The organism is Thiobacillus denitrificans, from assembly GCF_001530125.1.
Classification (GTDB): Bacteria; Pseudomonadota; Gammaproteobacteria; order Burkholderiales; family Thiobacillaceae; genus Thiobacillus; species Thiobacillus denitrificans_C.
On the sequence record NZ_LDUG01000020.1, the window covers coordinates 46,483 to 64,871 of the forward strand.

Below are 18,389 nucleotides of genomic sequence, written 5' to 3' on the forward strand. Positions count from 1 at the left end.
GCAGGCTTGCCGTGGCGCCCGCGTGTTACCCGCATGAGCGCCGCAAGCCTCGCCGATCTGCTCGCCAGCCAGCTGCCGCACGGCCTCGCCGTGCGTGCCCGCGCCCTGCTCAACACCCAGGCCGCACTCGAACGCGCCCTGCCCGCCGCGCTGGCCGGGCACGTCCGCGTCATGCAGCTGGAAAACGCCGTGCTGAGCCTTGCCTGCGACAGCGGCGCCGTCGCCAGCCGCCTGCGCCAGCAGGCCGATGCGCTGCTGGTCAGCCTCGGCAAGCGCGAAATCGTGGTGACGGCGGTGCGGATCAGCGTCAACCCGGAACTGCTCGCGCGCTACGTCCACCCCGTCGAAAAACACGGCCTGCCGCCCGCCGCGCTGAACGAACTGGCGCACCTGAACACGGCAATTGAAGACGGGCCGCTGAAAGAGGCCCTTGACCGCCTGTTGCGCCATCACCGACACGACTGAGGCGACTTTGGCATCACCACCTATACTGGGGTGCATGCCAGACTCCCGGTTTGCCTGGCTCCCTACTGAATTCTCCTGGAGCGCAAGATGCGATCAGCCACCCGCCTCATATTCATGGGGACTATGGTCATGGCAGCTTCAACCGCTGCGGCCGCACCGCCTTCCATCATCACTCAAGGCAAGGGGGCGGCGATTGCCTGTGCAAGCTGCCACGGTGTGGATGGAGCCGGCAACGCCCAGGCCGGGTTTCCGGTGCTGGCGCAACTGCCGCCCGCACACTTCGCCAAACAGATCGCTGACTTTAAGGCCGGTACCCGCACCCATCCAATCATGACACCCATCGCGATGGCGATGAGTGCCGAAGATATCGAATCCAGCGCACGCCATTATGCGAGTCAGGCTCGCCCGAAAAGCGAGGCAACCACGGTGGATCCCGCGGTCATTGCGCGTGGCAAGAATCTGGCGATCAATGGCGCCTGGGACCGGCACGTGCCGCCCTGTTTCAAATGCCATGCCGTGGACGGCCTTGGCGTAGCGCCTGCATTCCCACCGATAGCGGGACAACACGCCGCCTATACGGTGAGTCAATTGCAGGCCTGGAAAACCGGCGCCCGCACCAATGATCCGCAAAAGCTGATGAAGACGGTTGCGGAGAATCTTACCGATGACGACATCCATTCAGTCGCCGGCTATCTGGCAACGCTCGGAACCCGGGAGAAGGGAAATGAATAAACCCATCGGGTATGTGTTGTGTGCGCTCGCATTGGGCGGCATCGTCGGCGGGTGCGGCAAGCCGCCGCCGCCCCCCGAGACCACCGAAGCCGCGCCTGCGGCAACCGCTCCCGTTGCAGTTGCCGTTGACCCAGCCCGATTCACCCCGCCTGCCGAAAGCGAAATTCCAAAAAACGAGTTTGGCGAGGCGGTATTGCTGGGCAAGAATATTTTTGTGAATACCCAGCAATATGCCAAGGGCTTTGTCGGCAATGGCATGAACTGCGCCAACTGTCACCTGGATAATGGCCGAAAAGCCGATTCCGCCCCGTTATGGGCTGCTTATGTCCTCTATCCCGCATATCGCCAAAAAACGGGCCAGATCGACACCATTCAAAGCCGCATCCAGGGGTGTTTTCTCTACAGCATGAATGGCAAGCCGCCCGCCCTGGACAGCAAGGAAATGACCGCTTTGGTGACCTATCATTACTGGCTCGCCAAGGGCGCACCGACCGGCGTCAAATTGCCCGGGCAGGGTTATCTCAAAGTACCGAAGCCGGCGCAAAAACCGGAGATTGCGCGCGGAAGAAACGTATACGAGAACAATTGCGCGATATGCCATGGCGCCAACGGCGAGGGCATCAAAGCACGCGGCGAATATGCGTTCCCGCCTTTATGGGGCAAGGATTCATTCAATTGGGGTGCCGGCATGCATCGCGTTGACACCGCCGCGGGCTTTATCCAGGCCAACATGCCCTACGGGCTCGGCGGCACGCTGAGCGATCAGGAAGCCTGGGATGTGGCCTTGTTCATGAATAGCCATGAACGCCCACAGGATCCGCGTTTTTCAGGCAGTGTTGCGCAGACGCGTGACAAGCATCACGACGAGAACTGTCTGTATGGGCGCACCCCCGAGGAACTGGCGGCTTCCCTCGAGAAGCAGGCAGAAGCCGGAACTGCTGCCGAAAAAACCAAGCCGGCACCTGAACAATTGGAAGGGTACTCTCCGGCAATCTCGCATTAACAAAGGCTGAGCTTGCAAAGCCGCTGAAGCGGCAGCCTGCGGCATCGTTAGCACCGTGCTTATCCGGTTGTCTCCCAAATCCACTACCGGTAGGTAGGTTGAGCATCTGCGCTAACTTGGGGCGACCATGGTTATCGACGTGCTTGAGCGAGGCGATCTGCTGTTCCCGCGCTCGCTGCCGGAGTTCCAGCGCATGTTTCCGAACGAAGCGGCCTGCGCGGCCTACCTTGAGCGCGCCCGATGGGGCGACGGGTTCGTTTGTGACCACTGCGGCTCGCCCGGAGAGCCTTATCGCTTCGCCAATCGCCCCGGCGTTTGTCGGTGCCGTCATTGCAACCGCGACGCGAGCCTCACTGCGGGCACCGTCATGGAACGCACGCACACACCGCTCTCGGTGTGATTCTGGGCAGCCTACCTGGTCGCCAGCCAGACGCCCGGCATGTCGGCCGCCCAGTTCCAGCGGCAACTCGGACTACCGCGTTACGAGACTGCTTTCCAGATTCTTCACAAACTGCGGGCCGGCATGGTCCGCCCCGACCAGGATCGGATTGGCGGCAACCCCTTCGATTCCGTCGAAGCCGATGAAACCTACGTCGGCGGCCGACCTCGCGGCAAGGGCCGAGGCGTTCACGACAGGGTTCTCGTCGCCGGTGCGGTCGAGGCTAAACAGCGCAAGCACGGGGGCAGCCTCAACAAGCGGAGGACTGGGCGGTACGCCGGACGTGTTCGGCTCGCGGTGTCGCCAGACCGAAGCGCCAAATCGTTGGGCGGCTTCATCGAGCGCATCGTTACGCCAGGCGCGACCATTGTTACCGATGACTGGAATGGCTACGCGACGCTTGAAAGTCGAGGGTATCTTCATCCCGCCGTTGCGGAACGCGGCGACATGCAAGTTGCCGAGACCTTCCTGCCCATCATTCACCTCGTGTTCTCCAATCTCAAAACATGGCTACGTGGCATTCACCACGGCGTCAGCCCGCAACACCTGCAAGACTATCTCAACGAATTCACGTTCCGCTTCAATCGCCGCTTCTACCCATTCAACGCTTTCCGCTCCCTGCTTGGCATTGCTGGCGATGTCACCGCGCCGACCTATGCCGAACTTTATGCAAAAAAAATCACGACCTACTACCGGTAGTAGGTTTGGGAGCTAACCGGATAAGCACGATCTATCCTTCCAGATGGGAGGATAACCAAGCGCACACTCAACCCGGTAATTAGTTGCACTTCGAATTTGCACGGGCGATGTTCTGGCGGCGCAGTCGTTTTGTTTTATTTTATGGATCTCGGCAACTTGTGGGGCTGAAAAGCGTCTTCCTCACTCCAAGTGGCGTCATTTGATCACCTCCATACCGCGCGTGATCTCGCGTCGCAAACCTTTGTTACGGGTGCTCCCCGTGCCCCACCTTAATCCAGGAGGATGTTCAGCATGATCAAAGCCTATGCAGCACATGAACCCCAAGGAAAACTTCAAGCCTTTGAGTATGACCCCGGTGCGCTACAGCCCCACGAGGTTGAAATCGATGTCCAGTTTTGCGGCATCTGCCACAGCGATCTGAGCGTGATTGATAATGAATGGGGCATGACCCAGTATCCCGTGGTGGCAGGACACGAGGTGGTGGGGACCATTTCACAGATCGGTGATCATGTTAAGGATTTGAAAGTAGGGCAAACAGTGGGCTTGGGATGGCATGCCGGCTATTGCAACGTCTGTGCGCCGTGCCACGCCGGCGACCATAACCTGTGCGCGGCGTCGCAGGCCACCATCATCGGCCATCATGGCGGCTTCGCCGACAAAGTGCGGGCAGAGGCCAACAGCGTGGTGCCGATCCCGCAGGGCATCGATCTGGAATCGGCTGGGCCGCTGTTTTGTGGTGGGGTGACGGTGTTCAACCCGCTGGTTCAGTTCAATATTCAACCGACCGACAAGGTGGCGGTGATTGGCATCGGCGGGCTCGGTCATATGGCGCTGCAATTTCTGAATGCCTGGGGCTGTGAAGTCACCGCGTTTACGTCCAGCGATGACAAAAAGCAGGAAGCGATGGAAATGGGCGCACATCACACGCTGAATTCCCGCGACGCGAAAGCGATCGAGGCGGCGGCAGGCCGCTTTGACCTGCTCATCTCCACGGTGAACGTCAAACTCGACTGGAACCTGTATCTGGGCACCTTGAAACCGCGCGGACGTTTGCATTTTGTCGGAGCAACGCTCGAGCCGCTCGATATCAATGTGTTCGCTCTCATCATGGCGCAACGGACCATATCGGGTTCACCGGTGGGCAGCCCGGCAACCATCTCCAAGATGCTGGAATTTGCGCAACGCCATGACATCAAACCCGTCATCGAGAAATTCAGCTTTGACAGGATTAACGAGGCGATCGACAGATTACGCAGTGGCAAAGCACATTATCGGATTGTGCTGCATCGTTGAGCGCGGATGACTTGCGCAACTCAAGCAGTCGGCTGCGGGATCTGAAAATTGGCTGGCTGAATGGAACCGCGCGCGTGATGCGGGCTTGGGTAGAATGAGGCGGGTGTGCAACCGGACCGGAAGAACGATCATGAAGCTGAGCACAATTGTGGGTATCGCGTTGTGCGCATGGGGTCTGGTGGCCGCACCCGTGGCGTGGGCGGCGCCGTCAGCTTCGCGACCGATAGTAAAGGTCGATTCGCGCGTCCACTACAAGGCGGTGTACGACATCCACTCGGCGGGGACGGGGCGGGCATCAGCAAGGGGCTGTTCTATGCGCGCGGGCTGATCGAAGCCTACGGCAAGCAGGGAGTCAAGCCTGTGCAGCTCGATCTTCATCTGGTGCTGCACGGAGAGGCGGCGCAGTTTCTGCTAATTGACAACACCTATCAGAAAGCTGTGGGCGATCCCTTCGCGGTAAATCTCAACGCCAAAATCACGCAGGATCTGCTGAACCTGGGCGTCCATGTTGAAATCTGCCACAGCGTGATGAAGGCAAAGGGCTGGACGCCCGACGACGTGCTGCCCGGTGTGACCCTCGTGCATGACGGCTACACGCGCCTGATCAAATTGCAAAACGACGGCTACGCTTACATCGGCGGGTTCTGAGCGCGGCGCGGGCATCTGCTAAAGAGCCCGTCTCGCAAGCCAGGCTAAAACAGAGAAACAGAAGAGAAATAGGGTCAATGCGGGCTGTCAATCCTCCAATTACCGCAGCACCACCCGCTCCACTACATAAAACAGCGCGGCGATGAAGCCGACCACGATCGCAAAGCGCAGCACGCGGCCGAGGGTGCGGAGGTACTTGCGGTCACCGGTGAACAGCCACGTCAGTCCGAGCGCCACCACCGCAATCAGCAGGGCGACGATCATCAAACGGATGGCGATCATGCGGTGAGGGGGTGCAGGCGCAGGAAGGCGGCGGGGACGTCTTCGTCGTGCTCGAAGCTGACGAATTCCCAGGATTCCTGGTGCTGCAGCAGCTCGCGCAGCAGCAGGTTGTTGAGGGCGTGGCCGGATTTGTAGGCCTCGAAGGCGCCGATGACGGGGTGGCCCAGCAGGTACAGGTCGCCGATGGCGTCGAGCACCTTGTGTTTGACGAACTCGTCGTCGTAGCGCAGGCCGTCCTGGTTCAGCACGCGGTATTCGTCCATGACGATGGCGTTGTCGAGCGAGCCGCCGAGGGCGAGGCCGCTGTTGCGCAGGGCCTCGACCTCGTGCATGAAGCCGAAGGTGCGGGCGCGCGCGACTTCTTTGGTGTAGGAGGTATCGGCAAAGTCGATGCTGACGGTCTTGCCGCTCTTGTCGAACACGGGGTGCTTGAAGTCGATGGTGAATTCGACCTTGAAGCCGTTGTGCGGGACGAAGCGCGCCCACTTGTCGCCGTCGCGTACTTCGATCGGCTGCTTGATGCGCACGTAGCGCTTGGGCGCATCCTGCTCGACGATGCCGGCGGACTGCAGCAGGAACACGAACGGCGCCGAGGAGCCGTCCATGATGGGAATTTCGGGGCCGGTGAGGTCCACCAGCAGGTTGTCGATGCCCAGCCCCGCGAGCGCGGACATCAGGTGCTCGACGGTGGACACCTTGGCGGGGCCGGATTCGAGCATCGAGCACAGCCGGGTGTCGGTGACGAGATAGGGGTCGGCCTTGAGTTCAGCCGGCGGCTCAAGGTCCATGCGCCGGAACACGATGCCGGTGTTGGGGCCGGCCGGGCGCAGGGTCATCTCGACCTTGACGCCAGAATGCAGGCCGACGCCGGCCGCCTTGACCGGCGTTTTCAGAGTGCGTTGCTTGATCATCTTGTCATTTTAACCGGTCGAAAGGACAGGCAGCCGTTTGCCCGGGAACCGGCCTGTGGCCGATTCCCGGGCAAACGGCTCACCCGCCCCCGCGCGCTACCCGCAAAGGGCAGGCCGTGGTTGTAAAGCCGCTAAAGCCCTAAAGGACTCCGATCCACTATGGACTAAAGCCCATGTGGAATCGTATGCGACAACAACCACGCTTAGTCGGCCTGACGGCGCAGGAAGGCCGGGATGTCCAGGGTGTCGATGCCGGAATCGGTCATCGCCTGGATGGTCCGCGAGCGGCGGCTGGTCATCACGCTGGGCACTTCGTCGCTGCCGCCCACCATCATCGGCGCATCGTCGGTGCCGGTGCGGATGATCTGCATCGGCTTGACCTGCTGGCGGGCAATGGGGCTGCCCAGGCCGGTGGCGACCATGGTGACGCGCAGGGCATCTTCCATGCTGTCGTCGAGCACCTGGCCGACGATGACGGTGGCTTCCTCTGCGGTGAACTCCTTGATGGTGTTCATCACCTCGTGGATTTCACGCATCTTGACGGTGGACGAGGCGGTGATATTGACCAGCACGCCGCGCGCGCCGGCGAGGTTGACGTCTTCCAGCAAGGGGCTGGCGACGGCCTGTTCGGCGGCGATGCGTGCGCGGTTTTCGCCGCTGGCCTGCGCCGAGCCCATCATCGCCATGCCCATTTCGCTCATCACGGTGCGCACGTCGGCAAAGTCGACGTTGACCAGGCCGGGGCAGTTGATGACTTCGGCAATGCCGCCGACGGCGCCGTGCAGCACTTCGTTGGCGGCCTTGAAGGCGTCGAGCATCGAGATGTCGTCGCCCAGCACCTGCATCAGCTTTTCGTTGGGGATGATGATGAGCGAATCGACGTGACGCGCCAACTGCTCGATGCCGGCGTTGGCCGCGCGCACGCGCTTGCCTTCGAACATGAAGGGCTTGGTGACGACCGCAACCGTCAGGATGCCGAGCTCCTTGGCGACTTCGGCCACCACCGGGGCGGCGCCGGTACCGGTGCCGCCGCCCATGCCGGCGGTGATGAACAGCATGTCGGCGCCGTCGATCAGTTCGGCGATGCGCTCACGGTCTTCCAGCGCGGCTTCACGGCCGATGTCGGGGTTGGCGCCGGCGCCCAGCCCCTTGGTCACGCCATTGCCCAGCTGCAGCTGCAGCTTGGCCTGGTTGCGCTTGAGCGCCTGCGCATCGGTGTTGATGGCGATGAATTCCACGCCGGTCAAGCCCGAGCTGATCATGTGATCGACTGCGTTGCCGCCGCAACCGCCCACGCCGATGACCTTGATTACTGCATCCTGGGTGTCTACATCCATCAGTTCAAACATATTGCTCTCCTCTTTTGCCCAAAACAAAACCACACTTACAAATCCTTTGGCGTGTTTGCCGCGATGTGTTTAATCCATCCGGCACAACCGCCAAATCCCGTTTCGACGTCGCTCGCTCAACCCCTGCGGAGCGGCGTCAGAAATTTCCCTTGAACCAGCTTTTCATGCGTTCCAGTACATCCTTGAAGCTGCTGCCGGACAGCTTCGGCGCATCGCGTCCGCGTGCCTCCAGCCCGGCCATCAAGAGGCCCATGCAGGTGGCGAAGCGCGGGTTGCGCATCACGTCCGACAGCCCGCCTTCATAGCGCGGCCAGCCCATCCGCACCGGCATGTGGAAGACCTCTTCGCCGAGTTCGACCATGCCCTGCATCCCCGCCGAGCCGCCGGTGATGACGATGCCGGACGACAGCAGCTCCTCGAAGCCGCTGCGGCGCAATTCGGCCTGCACCAGCGAATACAACTCTTCCATGCGCGGCTCGATGAACTCGGCCAGCGTCTGCCGCGACAGCGTGCGCGAAGGGCGGTCGCCGATGCCGGGCACTTCGATCATGTCGCGCGCGTCGGCCAGCTGGCGCAGCGCGCAGCCGAAACGGATCTTGATGTCCTCGGCCTCTTTCGGCGGGGTGCGCAGCGCCACCGCGATGTCGTTGTTGACCTGGTCGCCGGCCACCGGAATCACCGCGGTGTGGCGGATGGCGCCGTTGGTGAATACGGCGATGTCGGTGGTGCCGCCGCCGATGTCGACCAGGCAGACGCCAAGCTCCTTCTCGTCCTCGGTCAGCACCGCCATTGCCGAGGCGAGCGGCTGCAGCACCAGGTCGGAGACTTCCAGTCCGCAGCGGCGCACGCACTTGATGATGTTCTGCGCCGCCGACACCGCGCCGGTGACGATGTGCACCTTCACCTCGAGGCGCATCGCGCTCATGCCGAGCGGGTCACGCACGTCTTCCTGGCCGTCGACGATGAATTCCTGCGGGATGGTGTGGAGGATCTGCTGGTCGGTCGGGATGTTGACCGCGCGCGCGGTTTCCACCACGCGGTCGACATCCATCTGGCTGATTTCCTTGTCCTTGATGGCGAACATGCCGTGCGAGTTGAAACTCTTGATGTGGCTGCCGGCGATGCCGGTATAGACCTCGCGGATCTTGCAGTCGGCCATCAACTCAGCCTCTTCCAGTGCGCGCTGGATGGCATTGACGGTGGCTTCGATGTTGACCACCACACCGCGTCGCAGGCCGCGCGACGGACTCGTGCCCATACCGATGATCTCGAGTTCGTCCTCGTCGTTGATTTCCGCAACAATGCAGACGATCTTGGAGGTGCCGATGTCGAGGCCGACGACCAGGTTTTTGGAGTCTCTTGGCTTACTCATGTTGCGTCGCGCTCATGTTTCATTCGGTTTGAAGGGGGATACGCCGTCCGGCATCCGCACGGCGAAGCCATCCGGATAGCGCAGATCGACGGTGACAGGTGTAATCGGGGCGGGGGGGGCAGCGTCCGCCTGGGCGGTCGCCTGCGTGCCGAACAGGCGCGGGTAGAGGGCGACGAAGCGCGTCAGACGTGCGTCGGTCTGCTCGCGTCCGAGCGCGAGCGTCATGCCGTTGCCGAGCTTGAGCCGCCAGGCCCGGCGCGGCGACAATCGCAGTTCGTCGATCGCCATGCCGAGCGGGGCGAGCGCGGCGTGATGGCGGCGATAGGCGGCCACCACCTCGGCGCTGCTGTCCTCGGGGCCCGACAGCCGCGGCAGACGCGTGTTCGCTGCAGCGACAAACACCTCGCCCGCTTCGTTGACCAGCGCGTTGTCATTCCAGCGCGCCAGCGGCACGTGCTCGGTCAATGACACCGCCAGGGTGTCGGGCCAGCGGCGCTCCACCCGTGCTTCGCGCACCCAGGGCAGTTTTTCCAGGCTGTTGCGCACGCTTTCCAGATCAACGGTGAAGAAGGTGCCGCGCACCTGGCGCTCGGCCACCAGCCGGATCTGCGCTTCGGTGACGTGCGCCACCGGGGTTTTCACCTCGATGTTGCGCAGCGCAAACCACGGCTGCGCCACCACCCAACTGGTGGTGCCATAGGCCAGCAGGCCGAGCGCGCCCCAGGTCAGCACGCGGGCGACCTGGGTCAAGGGATGCGCGGCGAGTTCATTGGTCATTTTGAAAACCACTCACCACAGAGGCACAGAGCCACAGAGAACAACAAGAAGCTCACCCGGGTTTCTCTGTGCCTCTGTGCCTCTGTGGTTAATGGTTTAAGTTTCATACGAGCGTCTGCTCCAGAATCTTCATGCACAGGGCATCGAAATCCAGCCCGGCCACGCGCGCAGCCATCGGCACCAGGCTGTGGTCGGTCATGCCGGGCGAGGTGTTCACTTCCAGCAGGTAGGGATTGCCGAGGCTGTCGAGCATCAGGTCGACCCGTCCCCAGCCGCGCCCGCCCACCAGGCGGAAGGCGTCCAGCGCGAGTTGCCGCAGCGCCATTTCCTGCTCGTCGGAAAGACCTGCCGGGCAGTGATACTGGGTGTCGTTGCGAATATATTTAGCTTCGAAGTCGTAGAAAGCCTTGTCCGGCGCGGGCGCCAGCCGGATCAGCGGCAGCGCGGCGTCGCCGAGGATGCCGACAGTGAACTCGGCGCCATCGATGAATTTTTCCGCCAGCACCAGCGGGTCGTGTTCGGCGGCGGTTGCATAGGCGGCCGCAAGCGTGCCGGCCTCGGTCACCTTGCTCATGCCGATGCTGGAGCCTTCGCGCGCCGGCTTGACGAAAATCGGCAGGCCGAGCTTCTTCTCCACCGCGGCGAAATCGCTGGCGGCGTCGAGGATCGCCCAGTCGGCGGTGGGCAGGCCGGCGGCACGCCACAACAACTTGGTGCGCCACTTGTCCATGCCGATGGCCGAGGCCATCACGCCGCTGCCGGTGTAGGGCATGGCCAGCAGTTCGAGCGCGCCCTGCATGCAGCCATCCTCGCCGTAACGTCCGTGCAGGGCGATGAACACGCGATCGAACTCCCCGCTGATCAGATCGCCGAGATTGCGGTTGGCCGGATCGAAGGCGTGCGCATCGATCCCTTGCCGGGTCAGCGCCGCCAGCACAGCCGCGCCGCTGTTCAACGACACCGGGCGCTCGGCCGAGATGCCGCCCAGCATCACCGCGACCTTGCCGTATTTTTTCGCCGCATTAATCGAAGCGGTATCAATCGGGCTCACCGCCGCTCTCCAATAATCCGTACTTCGCGTAACAGGCGCACATTGGTGTGTGCCTCCACGCTGTCTTCAATATGTTCGATCAAGCGCTCGATGTCGGTCGCCGTGGCATGCCCCCGATTGACGATGAAGTTGGCATGCTTCTCCGACACCTGCGCATCGCCGACACGATAGCCCTTGAGGCCGCAGGACTCGATCAGCCGCGCGGCGTAATCGCCCGGCGGGTTGCGGAACACCGAACCGGCGTTGGGCAGGTTCAGCGGCTGCGTGGCGATGCGCTTTTTCAGCAGTTCGCGGATCGTCTCGCGCGAGGCCGCGCCGTCGCCGCGGGCCAGCCGGAACCAGCCGCCGATGAACCACTCTTCGCGTGCGTGTCGCAATGCGACATGGCGGTAGCCGGTCACGTATTCGTCCGGCAAGCGCTCGTTCAGCTGGCCCTGGCGATCCAGCGTCTGCACCTGGACCAATTTGTCCCAGGTTTCGCTGTCGAAGCAGCCGGCATTCATCGCAATCACGCCGCCGACGGTGCCGGGAATGCCGGCCCAGAACTCGCCGCCGACCAGGTTGTGGTTGGCGGAAAAGCGCGCCAGCTTGGGCGCGGCGACCCCCGCCTGGGCATACACCAGCGCAGTATCGATATCCGCCGGCGCAGGGGGCAGGCCGTGGGTGCGGCTCTCGATCGCCAGTTTTTTCAGCACGCCATGCAGCAGGATCACCACCCCCGCCACGCCGCCGTCGCGCACCAGCAGATTGCTGCCCAGCCCCACCATGTGGATGTCCTCGTGCGCGGGCACCGAGCGCACCAGCCAGCCCAGGTCTTCCAGGTCGGCCGGGATGTAGACGCGCTGTGCGGCGCCGCCGGCGCGCCACGACACGTGCTTTTTCATCGGCTCGTTGTAGAAGAATCGTCCGCGCAGCACCGGCGCACCGCCACCCGCCACGTCAATCTCGCTCATCCGGTAGTCATGCCGCATGGGACTCTCCCAGGGACGGCGCCACCTGACCGATGCTGCCGGCGCCCATCACCAGCACCACATCGCCCGCCTGCGCCAGATCACACACCGCTGCGGGCACATCGGCGACGTTTTCCACGAACACCGGCTCGACCTTGCCCGCCACCCGCACCGCACGTGCGAGCGCGCGGCCATCCGCCGCCACGATGGGTGCTTCGCCCGCAGGGTAGACCTCGGTCAGCACCAGCATGTCGGTTTCCGACAGCACTTTCACGAAGTCCTCGAAGCAATCGCGGGTGCGGGTGAAACGGTGCGGCTGGAACACCAGCACCAGCCGACGGCCGGGGAAGGCGCCGCGCACGGCGGCCAGAGTGGCCGCCATTTCCACCGGATGGTGGCCGTAGTCGTCGATCAGACAGTAATGCCCGCCATCCTTGGCCGCGATTTCGCCATAGCGCTGGAAGCGCCGGCCGACGCCGTGGAACTCGGCCAGCGCCTTGACGATGGCAGCGTCGCTGGCGTCGACCTCGGTCGCCACCGCGATGGCAGCCAGCGCGTTCAGCACGTTGTGCATGCCGGGGTGGTTCAGCACCACGTCGAGATCGGCCATGCCCTCGCGCCTGACGCCGAAATGCATCCGGCCGTGCTCGAAACGAGGATTCAACCCGCGCACCTGGGCCGATTCGTCGAAGCCGTAGGTGGTGATCGGTTTGGTGATGCGCGGCATAATTTCGCGCACGTGCGGGTCGTCGATGCACAGCACCGCCATCCCGTAAAAGGGAAGCCGCTGGCAGAAGTCGACGAAGGCCTGCTTCAGCCGCTCGAAGTCATGGCCATAGGTCTCCATGTGATCGGCGTCGATATTGGTGACGACCGCGATTACCGGCGTGAGATAGAGGAACGAGGCATCGGATTCGTCGGCCTCGGCCACCAGGAAATCGCCCTGCCCCAGCTTTGCGTTGGTGCCGGCGGCGGTCAGCCTGCCGCCGATGACGTAGGTCGGGTCCATCCCCGCTTCGCCGAGAATGCTGGCGACCAGGCTGGTGGAGGTGGTCTTGCCGTGGGTGCCGGCAACCGCGATGCCCTGTTTGAGCCGCATCAGCTCGGCCAGCATCAGCGCGCGCGGCACGATGGGAATCTTGTTCTCGCGCGCGCTGACGACTTCCGGGTTGTCGTCGGTCACGGCGGTCGAGACGACGACCACGTCAGCGCCGCCGATATGGTCAGCGGCGTGGCCACGATGAATACGCGCACCCAGACCCGTCAGCCGCCGCGTCACCGCACTGTCGGCCAGGTCCGAACCCGAAACAGCGTAGCCCAGATTCAGCAGCACCTCGGCGATGCCGCTCATGCCGACGCCACCGATGCCCACAAAATGGATGTGTTTGACGGCGTGTTTCATTTCGCCAGTGCCTCGCAAATGTCTGCCACCTGTTGGGTCGCATCGGGCCTGGCAAGTTTCATCGCCTTGTCCGACATGGCGGCGAGCGTGGCGCGGTTGAGTCCACCGATCAGCGCCGCCAGCTTTTCCGCGCTCAGGTCTTTTTGCTGGATCAGCCAGGCTGCGCCGGCGTCAGCGAGGAATTCGGCGTTGCCCGTCTGGTGGTCGTCCACCGCGTGGGGGAAGGGCACCAGCACCGCAGGCACCCCGGCGCAGGCCAGTTCGGCCACCGTCATTGCGCCGGCGCGGCAGATGGCGAAGTCGCAGTCGCGCCAGGCGGCGGCCATGTCCTCGATGTAATCGCGCACCTCGGCCGCGACCCCGGCGGCGGCATAGTTCGCGCGCAGGGCGTCGAGGTGCAGGCGGCCGGACTGATGCACCACCTGTGGACGCCGGTCGGCCGGCAGCAATGCCAGGGCTTGCGGCACCCGTTCGTTCAGCGCCTGCGCACCGAGGCTGCCGCCGACCACCAGCAGGCGCAGCGGACCTGTGCGGGCGGCGCGCGCATCTGCCGGCAGGGCGGCAATGTCCGCACGCTGTTCATTCGCCAGCGCGACGATGTCGCTCCGTACCGGATTGCCCACCCATTCGGTCGCCACGCGGCGGCACGGGATAGGCTTGTCCTTCTCGCCCCGGAAGGCTTGCGGGAACGCCGTCAGCACGCGGTCGGCCAGGCAGGCCAGCACGCGGTTAGTGAGCCCGCCGACCGAGTTCTGTTCGTGGATGACCAGCGGCTTGTTCAAGAGGCTCGCCATCATGCCGCCGGGAAAGGCTGTGTAGCCGCCCATGCCCAGCACGACATCCGGCCTGCGCTGCATGATGGCGCGCAGGCTCTGCCAGAAGGCGATCAGCAACATCGCCGGCAGCAGCAGTTTCTTCAGCAGGCCCTTGCCGCGCACGCCGCCCATCGACATCCACACCATCTCGATCCCGGCGGCCGGCACCACGCGTGCCTCGAGGCCGTTTTTGGTGCCGAGCCAGAACACGTCCCAGCCCCGCGCGCGCAGCGCATCGGCTACTGCGAGCGCAGGGTAGACGTGGCCGCCGGTGCCACCGGCCATCACCATGAGGGTGCGGTTGGCTGTCATGCTTTTAAAACCTCTAACCACAGAGACACAGCGTTACAGAGAAAACCGCTCAAATGCAGTTCTCTGTGACTCTGTGTCTCTGTGGTGAAATGGTTTTCAGAAATCAAAATGTCTTCCCCCGCATCATCTGCCGATGTTCCCAGTCGATGCGCAGCAGCACCGCGATCGCCAGGCAGTTGGCGACGATGCCGCTGCCGCCGAACGACAGGAAGGGCAGGGTCAGGCCCTTGGTCGGCAGCAGGCCGACGTTCACCCCCATGTTGATGAGCGCCTGCACGCCGAGCCAGATGCCGATGCCCTGCGCCACCAGCGCGCAGAAGTTGCGCTCGAGCTGGGCGGCGCGATGGCCGATCAGGAAGGCCTTGACGATGAGCCAGGCGAACATCCCGATCACCGCCGCCACACCGATGAAGCCGAATTCCTCGGCGATGACGGCGAGCAGGAAATCGGTGTGCGCCTCGGGCAGGTAGAACAGCTTTTCGACGCTGCCGCCCAGTCCCTGGCCCAGCCATTCGCCACGGCCGAAGGCGATCAGCGCATGCGACAACTGATAGCCTTTGCCGTAGGGGTCGGCAAACGGATCCATGAAACCGAGGATGCGCTGCATCCGGTATTCCGAGGTGAAGATCAGCAGCGCAAACCCGATCATCAGCACCACGACCAGGCCGGCAAACACCTTCCAGTTGAGCCCGCCCAAAAACAGGATGCCCATGGCGATCGCGACGATCACCACGAAGGCGCCGAAGTCCGGCTCGCTCAGCAACAGGGTGCCCGCCAGCATCATCACCGCAGCCATTGGCAGGAAGCTCTTCTTGAAGTCGTGCATGAAGGCGGCCTTGCGCGTGGTGTAGTCGGCGGCATACAGCACGGCGAGAAATTTCATCAGTTCGGACGGCTGCAGGTTGGCGAAGCCGAGCGGAATCCAGCGGCGGCTGCCGTTGACCTCGCGCCCGATACCCGGGATCAGCACCACCACCAGTAGCAGCAGGCCGGCGAGAAACAGAAAAGGCGCAGCCTGTTGCCACACCCGCATCGGCACCTGGAAGGCGGCCACGCCAACGCCGACGCCGAGGGTGATGAACACGCCCTGCCGCAGCAGATAGAATTCGCCGTTGTGGCCGGTGTATTTGGCCGCTTCGGCAATCGCGAGCGAGGCGGAATACACCATCACCAGACCGAGCGCCAACAGGCCGAGCGCCAGCCACAGCAGGCTGAAATCGAGTTCGGCACGGGGCTTGGGCGCGCGCGCGGTGTAGAGCATCAGCCTGCCGCCCTCTCTGCCGCCAGCCTGTTGACGGCGTCGACAAACACTTCGGCGCGATGGATGTAGTTGCGGAACATGTCGAAGCTGGCACAGGCGGGCGACAACAGCACGGCGTCGCCGGGATGCGCCAGACGCTGCGCCGCCTCGACGGCTTCCTGCAGGCTGCTCGCCTGCAGGGTTTCGACCCCGCTTCCCGCGATGGCAGCGGCGATCAGCGGCGCATCGCGCCCGATCAGAACCACCGCACGGGCATTGGCTTCGACCGCAGCCTTGAGCGGACTAAAGTCCTGCCCCTTGCCGTCGCCGCCGAGAATCACCACCACCTTCTGCTTGCCCATGCCGTAGAGCGCAGCTTCGGTGGCGCCGACGTTGGTGCCCTTGGAATCGTCATACCAGGTCACGCCGTCGATCTCGGCGATCTGCTCCACCCGGTGCGACAGGCCCTTGAAATGCAGCAGCCCGCGCAACAGCGCTTCCATCGGCAGGCCCAGCGCACGGGTCAGCGCCAGCGCCGCCAGCGCATTGGCCGCGTTATGCAGCCCGGCCACCGGCAGCGCGGACAGCGGCATCAGCATGTCGCCGTCGAGACACAGCTCATCCTCGCACAGGCCGAAGTTGTCATCGCGCGGACCGCGGTCGAAGCCGAAGCTGACGACGCGGCGGCCGGGTCGGGCCATGGCGAGGCTGCGCAGGTCGTCGCGGTTCAACACCTGCACGCCGTCGCCGCTGAAAATCCGTGCCTTGGCCGCAGCGTAAGCCTCCATGTCGGGGTAGCGATCCATGTGGTCTTCCGACAGGTTGAGCACGGCGGCAGCATCGGCGTTGAGGCTGGATGTCGTTTCGAGCTGGAAGCTGGACAGCTCCAGCACCCACACCTGCGGCGCGGGCTCGCCCCCCTGCTCGATTTCAGTCAGCGCATCCAGCACCGGCAGGCCGATGTTGCCGGCCACGCAGGTGACGAGGCCCGCCATGCGGCACATGTCGCCGCACATCGCGGTGACGGTGCTCTTGCCGTTGCTGCCGGTGATCGCGAGCACCCGCATCGGATGCTCGCGCTTTGCATTGAGTGCGCGAATGGCGCGGGCGAACAGCTCGACGTCGCCCACCGCCTCGATGCCCGCCGCGATGGCGCGGGCGACCGCCGGCTCGGTCAGCGGCACGCCCGGGCTCAGCACCAGCATTTCAGTTGACTGCAGGCCTGCGTCGTCGAACGGACCGGTGTAGAGCGGCACCTGCGGCAACAGCTCGGCCAGGCTAGCCGCATGCGGCGGCGTCGCGCGGCTGTCGGCCACGCTGACCTGCGCGCCGCGCGCCGCCAGCCAGCGCGCGCAAGACAAACCGGTGTCGCCCAGGCCCAGCACCAGGACCTTCTTGCCGGAGAGTTGCAGGCTGTCGTAGTTCATGACGGGCAAAACCTTTCACCACAGAGACACAGAGGCGCCGAGAAAACCCCTTGTATGGGCAGCCTCATAAGCCCTGCGGATAAGGCGGCCCGTAGCGCCCTACTCTGTGTCTCTGTGCCTCTGTGGTTCATGCTTTTCACCGTAGTTTCAGGCTCGACAGGCCAATCAGCACCAGCATCATTGAAATGATCCAGAAGCGCACCACCACCTGGTTTTCCTTCCAGCCCTTGAGCTCGTAGTGGTGGTGGATCGGCGCCATGCGGAATACGCGCTTGCCGGTGAGCTTGAACGAGGCCACCTGCACCATCACCGATAGCGTCTCGACCACGAACACGCCGCACATGATGAACAGCACGATTTCCTGGCGCACGATGACGGCGACCACGCCGAGTGCCGCGCCCAGGGCCAGTGCGCCGACATCGCCCATGAAGACTTCTGCCGGATAGGCGTTGAACCACAGGAAGGCGAGGCCTGCACCCGCCATCGCGGCGCAGAAGATCGCCAGTTCGCCGGCACCCGGCACAAAGGGCACGCCGAGGTATTTGGAAAACACCGCGTTGCCGGCGACGTAGGCGAAGATCGCCAGCGCAGAGGCCACCATCACGGTCGGCAGGATCGCCAGGCCGTCGAGGCCATCAGTGAGGTTGACCGCGTTGCTGGAACCGACGATGACGAAGTAGCTGAGCACGATGAAAGCCGCCGCCGATAACGGCAGCGTGGCGTATTTGAGGAAGGGAATGATGAGCTCGGTGTGCGCGGGCAGGGTGGCGGTCTGCCACAGGTAGACCGCCACCGCCAGACCGATCAGCGACTGCCAGAAATACTTCCAGCGCGAGGCCAGGCCGCGCGAATTTTTTTCGACTACCTTGCGCCAGTCGTCGACCCAGCCGATGGCGCCGAAACCAATCAGGGTGAGCAAAACCACCCAGACATAGTCATTGGACAGGTCGGCCCACAGCAGCGTGGTGACGGTAACCGACACCAGGATCAGCGCGCCGCCCATGGTCGGTGTGCCGGCCTTGACCAGGTGTGTCTGCGGGCCATCGCTGCGCACCGACTGGCCGATTTTCAGCGCGGTGAGCTTGCGGATCACGGCAGGCCCGACGATGAAGGAAATCGTCAGCGCAGTGAGCGTCGCCAGCACCGCGCGCAGCGTCAGGTAGCTGAAGACATTGAATGCCCGGATGTCCTGGCCAAGATATTCGAACAGCCACAGCAGCAT

17 protein-coding genes and 1 pseudogene are annotated in these 18,389 nt (G+C 63.6%); 6 read left to right on the top strand and 12 right to left on the bottom strand.

The features are described from left to right. The first annotated feature begins 33 nt into the window (after positions 1-33). The 6 genes and pseudogenes from ABW22_RS08060 to ABW22_RS08085 all read left to right on the top strand — a co-directional run bounded on the left by ABW22_RS08060 (position 34) and on the right by ABW22_RS08085 (position 5,279). Complete coding sequence (locus ABW22_RS08060) at positions 34-465, top strand: DUF721 domain-containing protein (RefSeq protein WP_059754655.1); 432 nt, start codon at positions 34-36, stop codon at positions 463-465. Between the two features lie 129 nt (positions 466-594). Next, entirely contained in the window at positions 595-1,197 is a 603-nt protein-coding gene (locus ABW22_RS08065) for a c-type cytochrome (RefSeq protein ID WP_162264479.1), read from the top strand. Further along, positions 1,190-2,200 (top strand): c-type cytochrome, encoded by a 1,011-nt coding sequence (locus ABW22_RS18325; protein ID WP_059754576.1) that lies wholly within the window; start codon positions 1,190-1,192, stop codon positions 2,198-2,200. The genes ABW22_RS08065 and ABW22_RS18325 overlap by 8 nt, the downstream gene beginning before the upstream one ends. 127 nt (positions 2,201-2,327) lie before the next feature. Further along, a pseudogene (locus tag ABW22_RS08075) lies at positions 2,328-3,354 on the top strand (IS1595 family transposase). Between the two features lie 275 nt (positions 3,355-3,629). After that, positions 3,630-4,631 (top strand): NADPH-dependent aldehyde reductase Ahr, encoded by a 1,002-nt coding sequence (gene ahr, locus ABW22_RS08080; RefSeq protein WP_059754659.1) that lies wholly within the window; start codon positions 3,630-3,632, stop codon positions 4,629-4,631. Between the two features lie 105 nt (positions 4,632-4,736). Continuing rightward, positions 4,737-5,279, top strand: a complete 543-nt coding sequence (locus ABW22_RS08085) for a DsrE family protein (RefSeq protein ID WP_162264480.1) — start codon at positions 4,737-4,739, stop codon at positions 5,277-5,279. A gap of 99 nt (positions 5,280-5,378) precedes the next feature. Here ABW22_RS08085 and ABW22_RS08090 read toward each other — a convergent pair whose 3' ends face one another. The 12 genes from ABW22_RS08090 to mraY form a co-directional block, all read right to left on the bottom strand. Further along, the gene (locus tag ABW22_RS08090; RefSeq protein WP_059754586.1) at positions 5,379-5,561 is read right to left on the bottom strand and encodes a hypothetical protein; all 183 of its coding nucleotides are present in this window, start codon (positions 5,559-5,561) and stop codon (positions 5,379-5,381) included. Then, positions 5,558-6,472, bottom strand: a complete 915-nt coding sequence (lpxC, locus tag ABW22_RS08095) for a UDP-3-O-acyl-N-acetylglucosamine deacetylase (RefSeq protein WP_059754591.1) — start codon at positions 6,470-6,472, stop codon at positions 5,558-5,560. The genes ABW22_RS08090 and lpxC overlap by 4 nt, the downstream gene beginning before the upstream one ends. Positions 6,473-6,675: 203 nt before the next feature. After that, positions 6,676-7,821 (bottom strand): cell division protein FtsZ, encoded by a 1,146-nt coding sequence (gene ftsZ / locus ABW22_RS08100; RefSeq protein ID WP_059754594.1) that lies wholly within the window; start codon positions 7,819-7,821, stop codon positions 6,676-6,678. A 136-nt stretch (positions 7,822-7,957) separates the two neighbouring features. Next, positions 7,958-9,193 carry a cell division protein FtsA gene (gene ftsA, locus ABW22_RS08105; protein WP_059754598.1) on the bottom strand — a complete coding sequence of 412 codons (1,236 nt, stop codon included), beginning with the start codon at positions 9,191-9,193 and terminating at the stop codon, positions 7,958-7,960. Between the two features lie 12 nt (positions 9,194-9,205). Continuing rightward, positions 9,206-9,970, bottom strand: coding sequence for a cell division protein FtsQ/DivIB (locus ABW22_RS08110; RefSeq protein ID WP_059754603.1), 765 nt, complete (start codon positions 9,968-9,970; stop codon positions 9,206-9,208). A 103-nt stretch (positions 9,971-10,073) separates the two neighbouring features. Beyond that, complete coding sequence (locus ABW22_RS08115; protein WP_059754662.1) at positions 10,074-11,012, bottom strand: D-alanine--D-alanine ligase; 939 nt, start codon at positions 11,010-11,012, stop codon at positions 10,074-10,076. Between the two features lie 5 nt (positions 11,013-11,017). Continuing rightward, positions 11,018-11,992 carry a UDP-N-acetylmuramate dehydrogenase gene (murB, locus tag ABW22_RS08120; RefSeq protein WP_059754606.1) on the bottom strand — a complete coding sequence of 325 codons (975 nt, stop codon included), beginning with the start codon at positions 11,990-11,992 and terminating at the stop codon, positions 11,018-11,020. After that, positions 11,982-13,373 (bottom strand): UDP-N-acetylmuramate--L-alanine ligase, encoded by a 1,392-nt coding sequence (gene murC / locus ABW22_RS08125; protein WP_059754609.1) that lies wholly within the window; start codon positions 13,371-13,373, stop codon positions 11,982-11,984. The genes murB and murC overlap by 11 nt, the downstream gene beginning before the upstream one ends. Further along, positions 13,370-14,500, bottom strand: a complete 1,131-nt coding sequence (gene murG / locus ABW22_RS08130; RefSeq protein ID WP_059754612.1) for an undecaprenyldiphospho-muramoylpentapeptide beta-N-acetylglucosaminyltransferase — start codon at positions 14,498-14,500, stop codon at positions 13,370-13,372. Before murG ends, murC begins: the two co-directional genes overlap by 4 nt. Positions 14,501-14,603: 103 nt before the next feature. Continuing rightward, the gene (ftsW, locus tag ABW22_RS08135; RefSeq protein ID WP_059754615.1) at positions 14,604-15,761 is read right to left on the bottom strand and encodes a putative lipid II flippase FtsW; all 1,158 of its coding nucleotides are present in this window, start codon (positions 15,759-15,761) and stop codon (positions 14,604-14,606) included. After that, positions 15,761-17,167 carry a UDP-N-acetylmuramoyl-L-alanine--D-glutamate ligase gene (murD, locus tag ABW22_RS08140; protein ID WP_059754616.1) on the bottom strand — a complete coding sequence of 469 codons (1,407 nt, stop codon included), beginning with the start codon at positions 17,165-17,167 and terminating at the stop codon, positions 15,761-15,763. The genes ftsW and murD overlap by 1 nt, the downstream gene beginning before the upstream one ends. 136 nt (positions 17,168-17,303) lie before the next feature. After that, positions 17,304-18,389, bottom strand: coding sequence for a phospho-N-acetylmuramoyl-pentapeptide-transferase (gene mraY / locus ABW22_RS08145; RefSeq protein WP_059754619.1), 1,086 nt, complete (start codon positions 18,387-18,389; stop codon positions 17,304-17,306).

Coding starts and splice junctions, on each gene's coding strand:
- ftsW (WP_059754615.1), bottom strand. CDS start 15,761: ATGCTCTACACCGCGCGCGCGCCCAAGCCCCGTGCCGAACTCGATTTC.
- ABW22_RS18325 (WP_059754576.1), top strand. CDS start 1,190: ATGAATAAACCCATCGGGTATGTGTTGTGTGCGCTCGCATTGGGCGGC.
- mraY (WP_059754619.1), bottom strand. CDS start 18,389: ATGCTGCTGTGGCTGTTCGAATATCTTGGCCAGGACATCCGGGCATTC.
- lpxC (WP_059754591.1), bottom strand. CDS start 6,472: ATGATCAAGCAACGCACTCTGAAAACGCCGGTCAAGGCGGCCGGCGTC.
- ABW22_RS08090 (WP_059754586.1), bottom strand. CDS start 5,561: ATGATCGCCATCCGTTTGATGATCGTCGCCCTGCTGATTGCGGTGGTG.
- ABW22_RS08065 (WP_162264479.1), top strand. CDS start 595: ATGGCAGCTTCAACCGCTGCGGCCGCACCGCCTTCCATCATCACTCAA.
- murB (WP_059754606.1), bottom strand. CDS start 11,992: ATGCGGCATGACTACCGGATGAGCGAGATTGACGTGGCGGGTGGCGGT.
- murC (WP_059754609.1), bottom strand. CDS start 13,373: ATGAAACACGCCGTCAAACACATCCATTTTGTGGGCATCGGTGGCGTC.
- ahr (WP_059754659.1), top strand. CDS start 3,630: ATGATCAAAGCCTATGCAGCACATGAACCCCAAGGAAAACTTCAAGCC.
- ftsA (WP_059754598.1), bottom strand. CDS start 9,193: ATGAGTAAGCCAAGAGACTCCAAAAACCTGGTCGTCGGCCTCGACATC.
- ABW22_RS08060 (WP_059754655.1), top strand. CDS start 34: ATGAGCGCCGCAAGCCTCGCCGATCTGCTCGCCAGCCAGCTGCCGCAC.
- murD (WP_059754616.1), bottom strand. CDS start 17,167: ATGAACTACGACAGCCTGCAACTCTCCGGCAAGAAGGTCCTGGTGCTG.
- ftsZ (WP_059754594.1), bottom strand. CDS start 7,821: ATGTTTGAACTGATGGATGTAGACACCCAGGATGCAGTAATCAAGGTC.
- ABW22_RS08110 (WP_059754603.1), bottom strand. CDS start 9,970: ATGACCAATGAACTCGCCGCGCATCCCTTGACCCAGGTCGCCCGCGTG.
- murG (WP_059754612.1), bottom strand. CDS start 14,500: ATGACAGCCAACCGCACCCTCATGGTGATGGCCGGTGGCACCGGCGGC.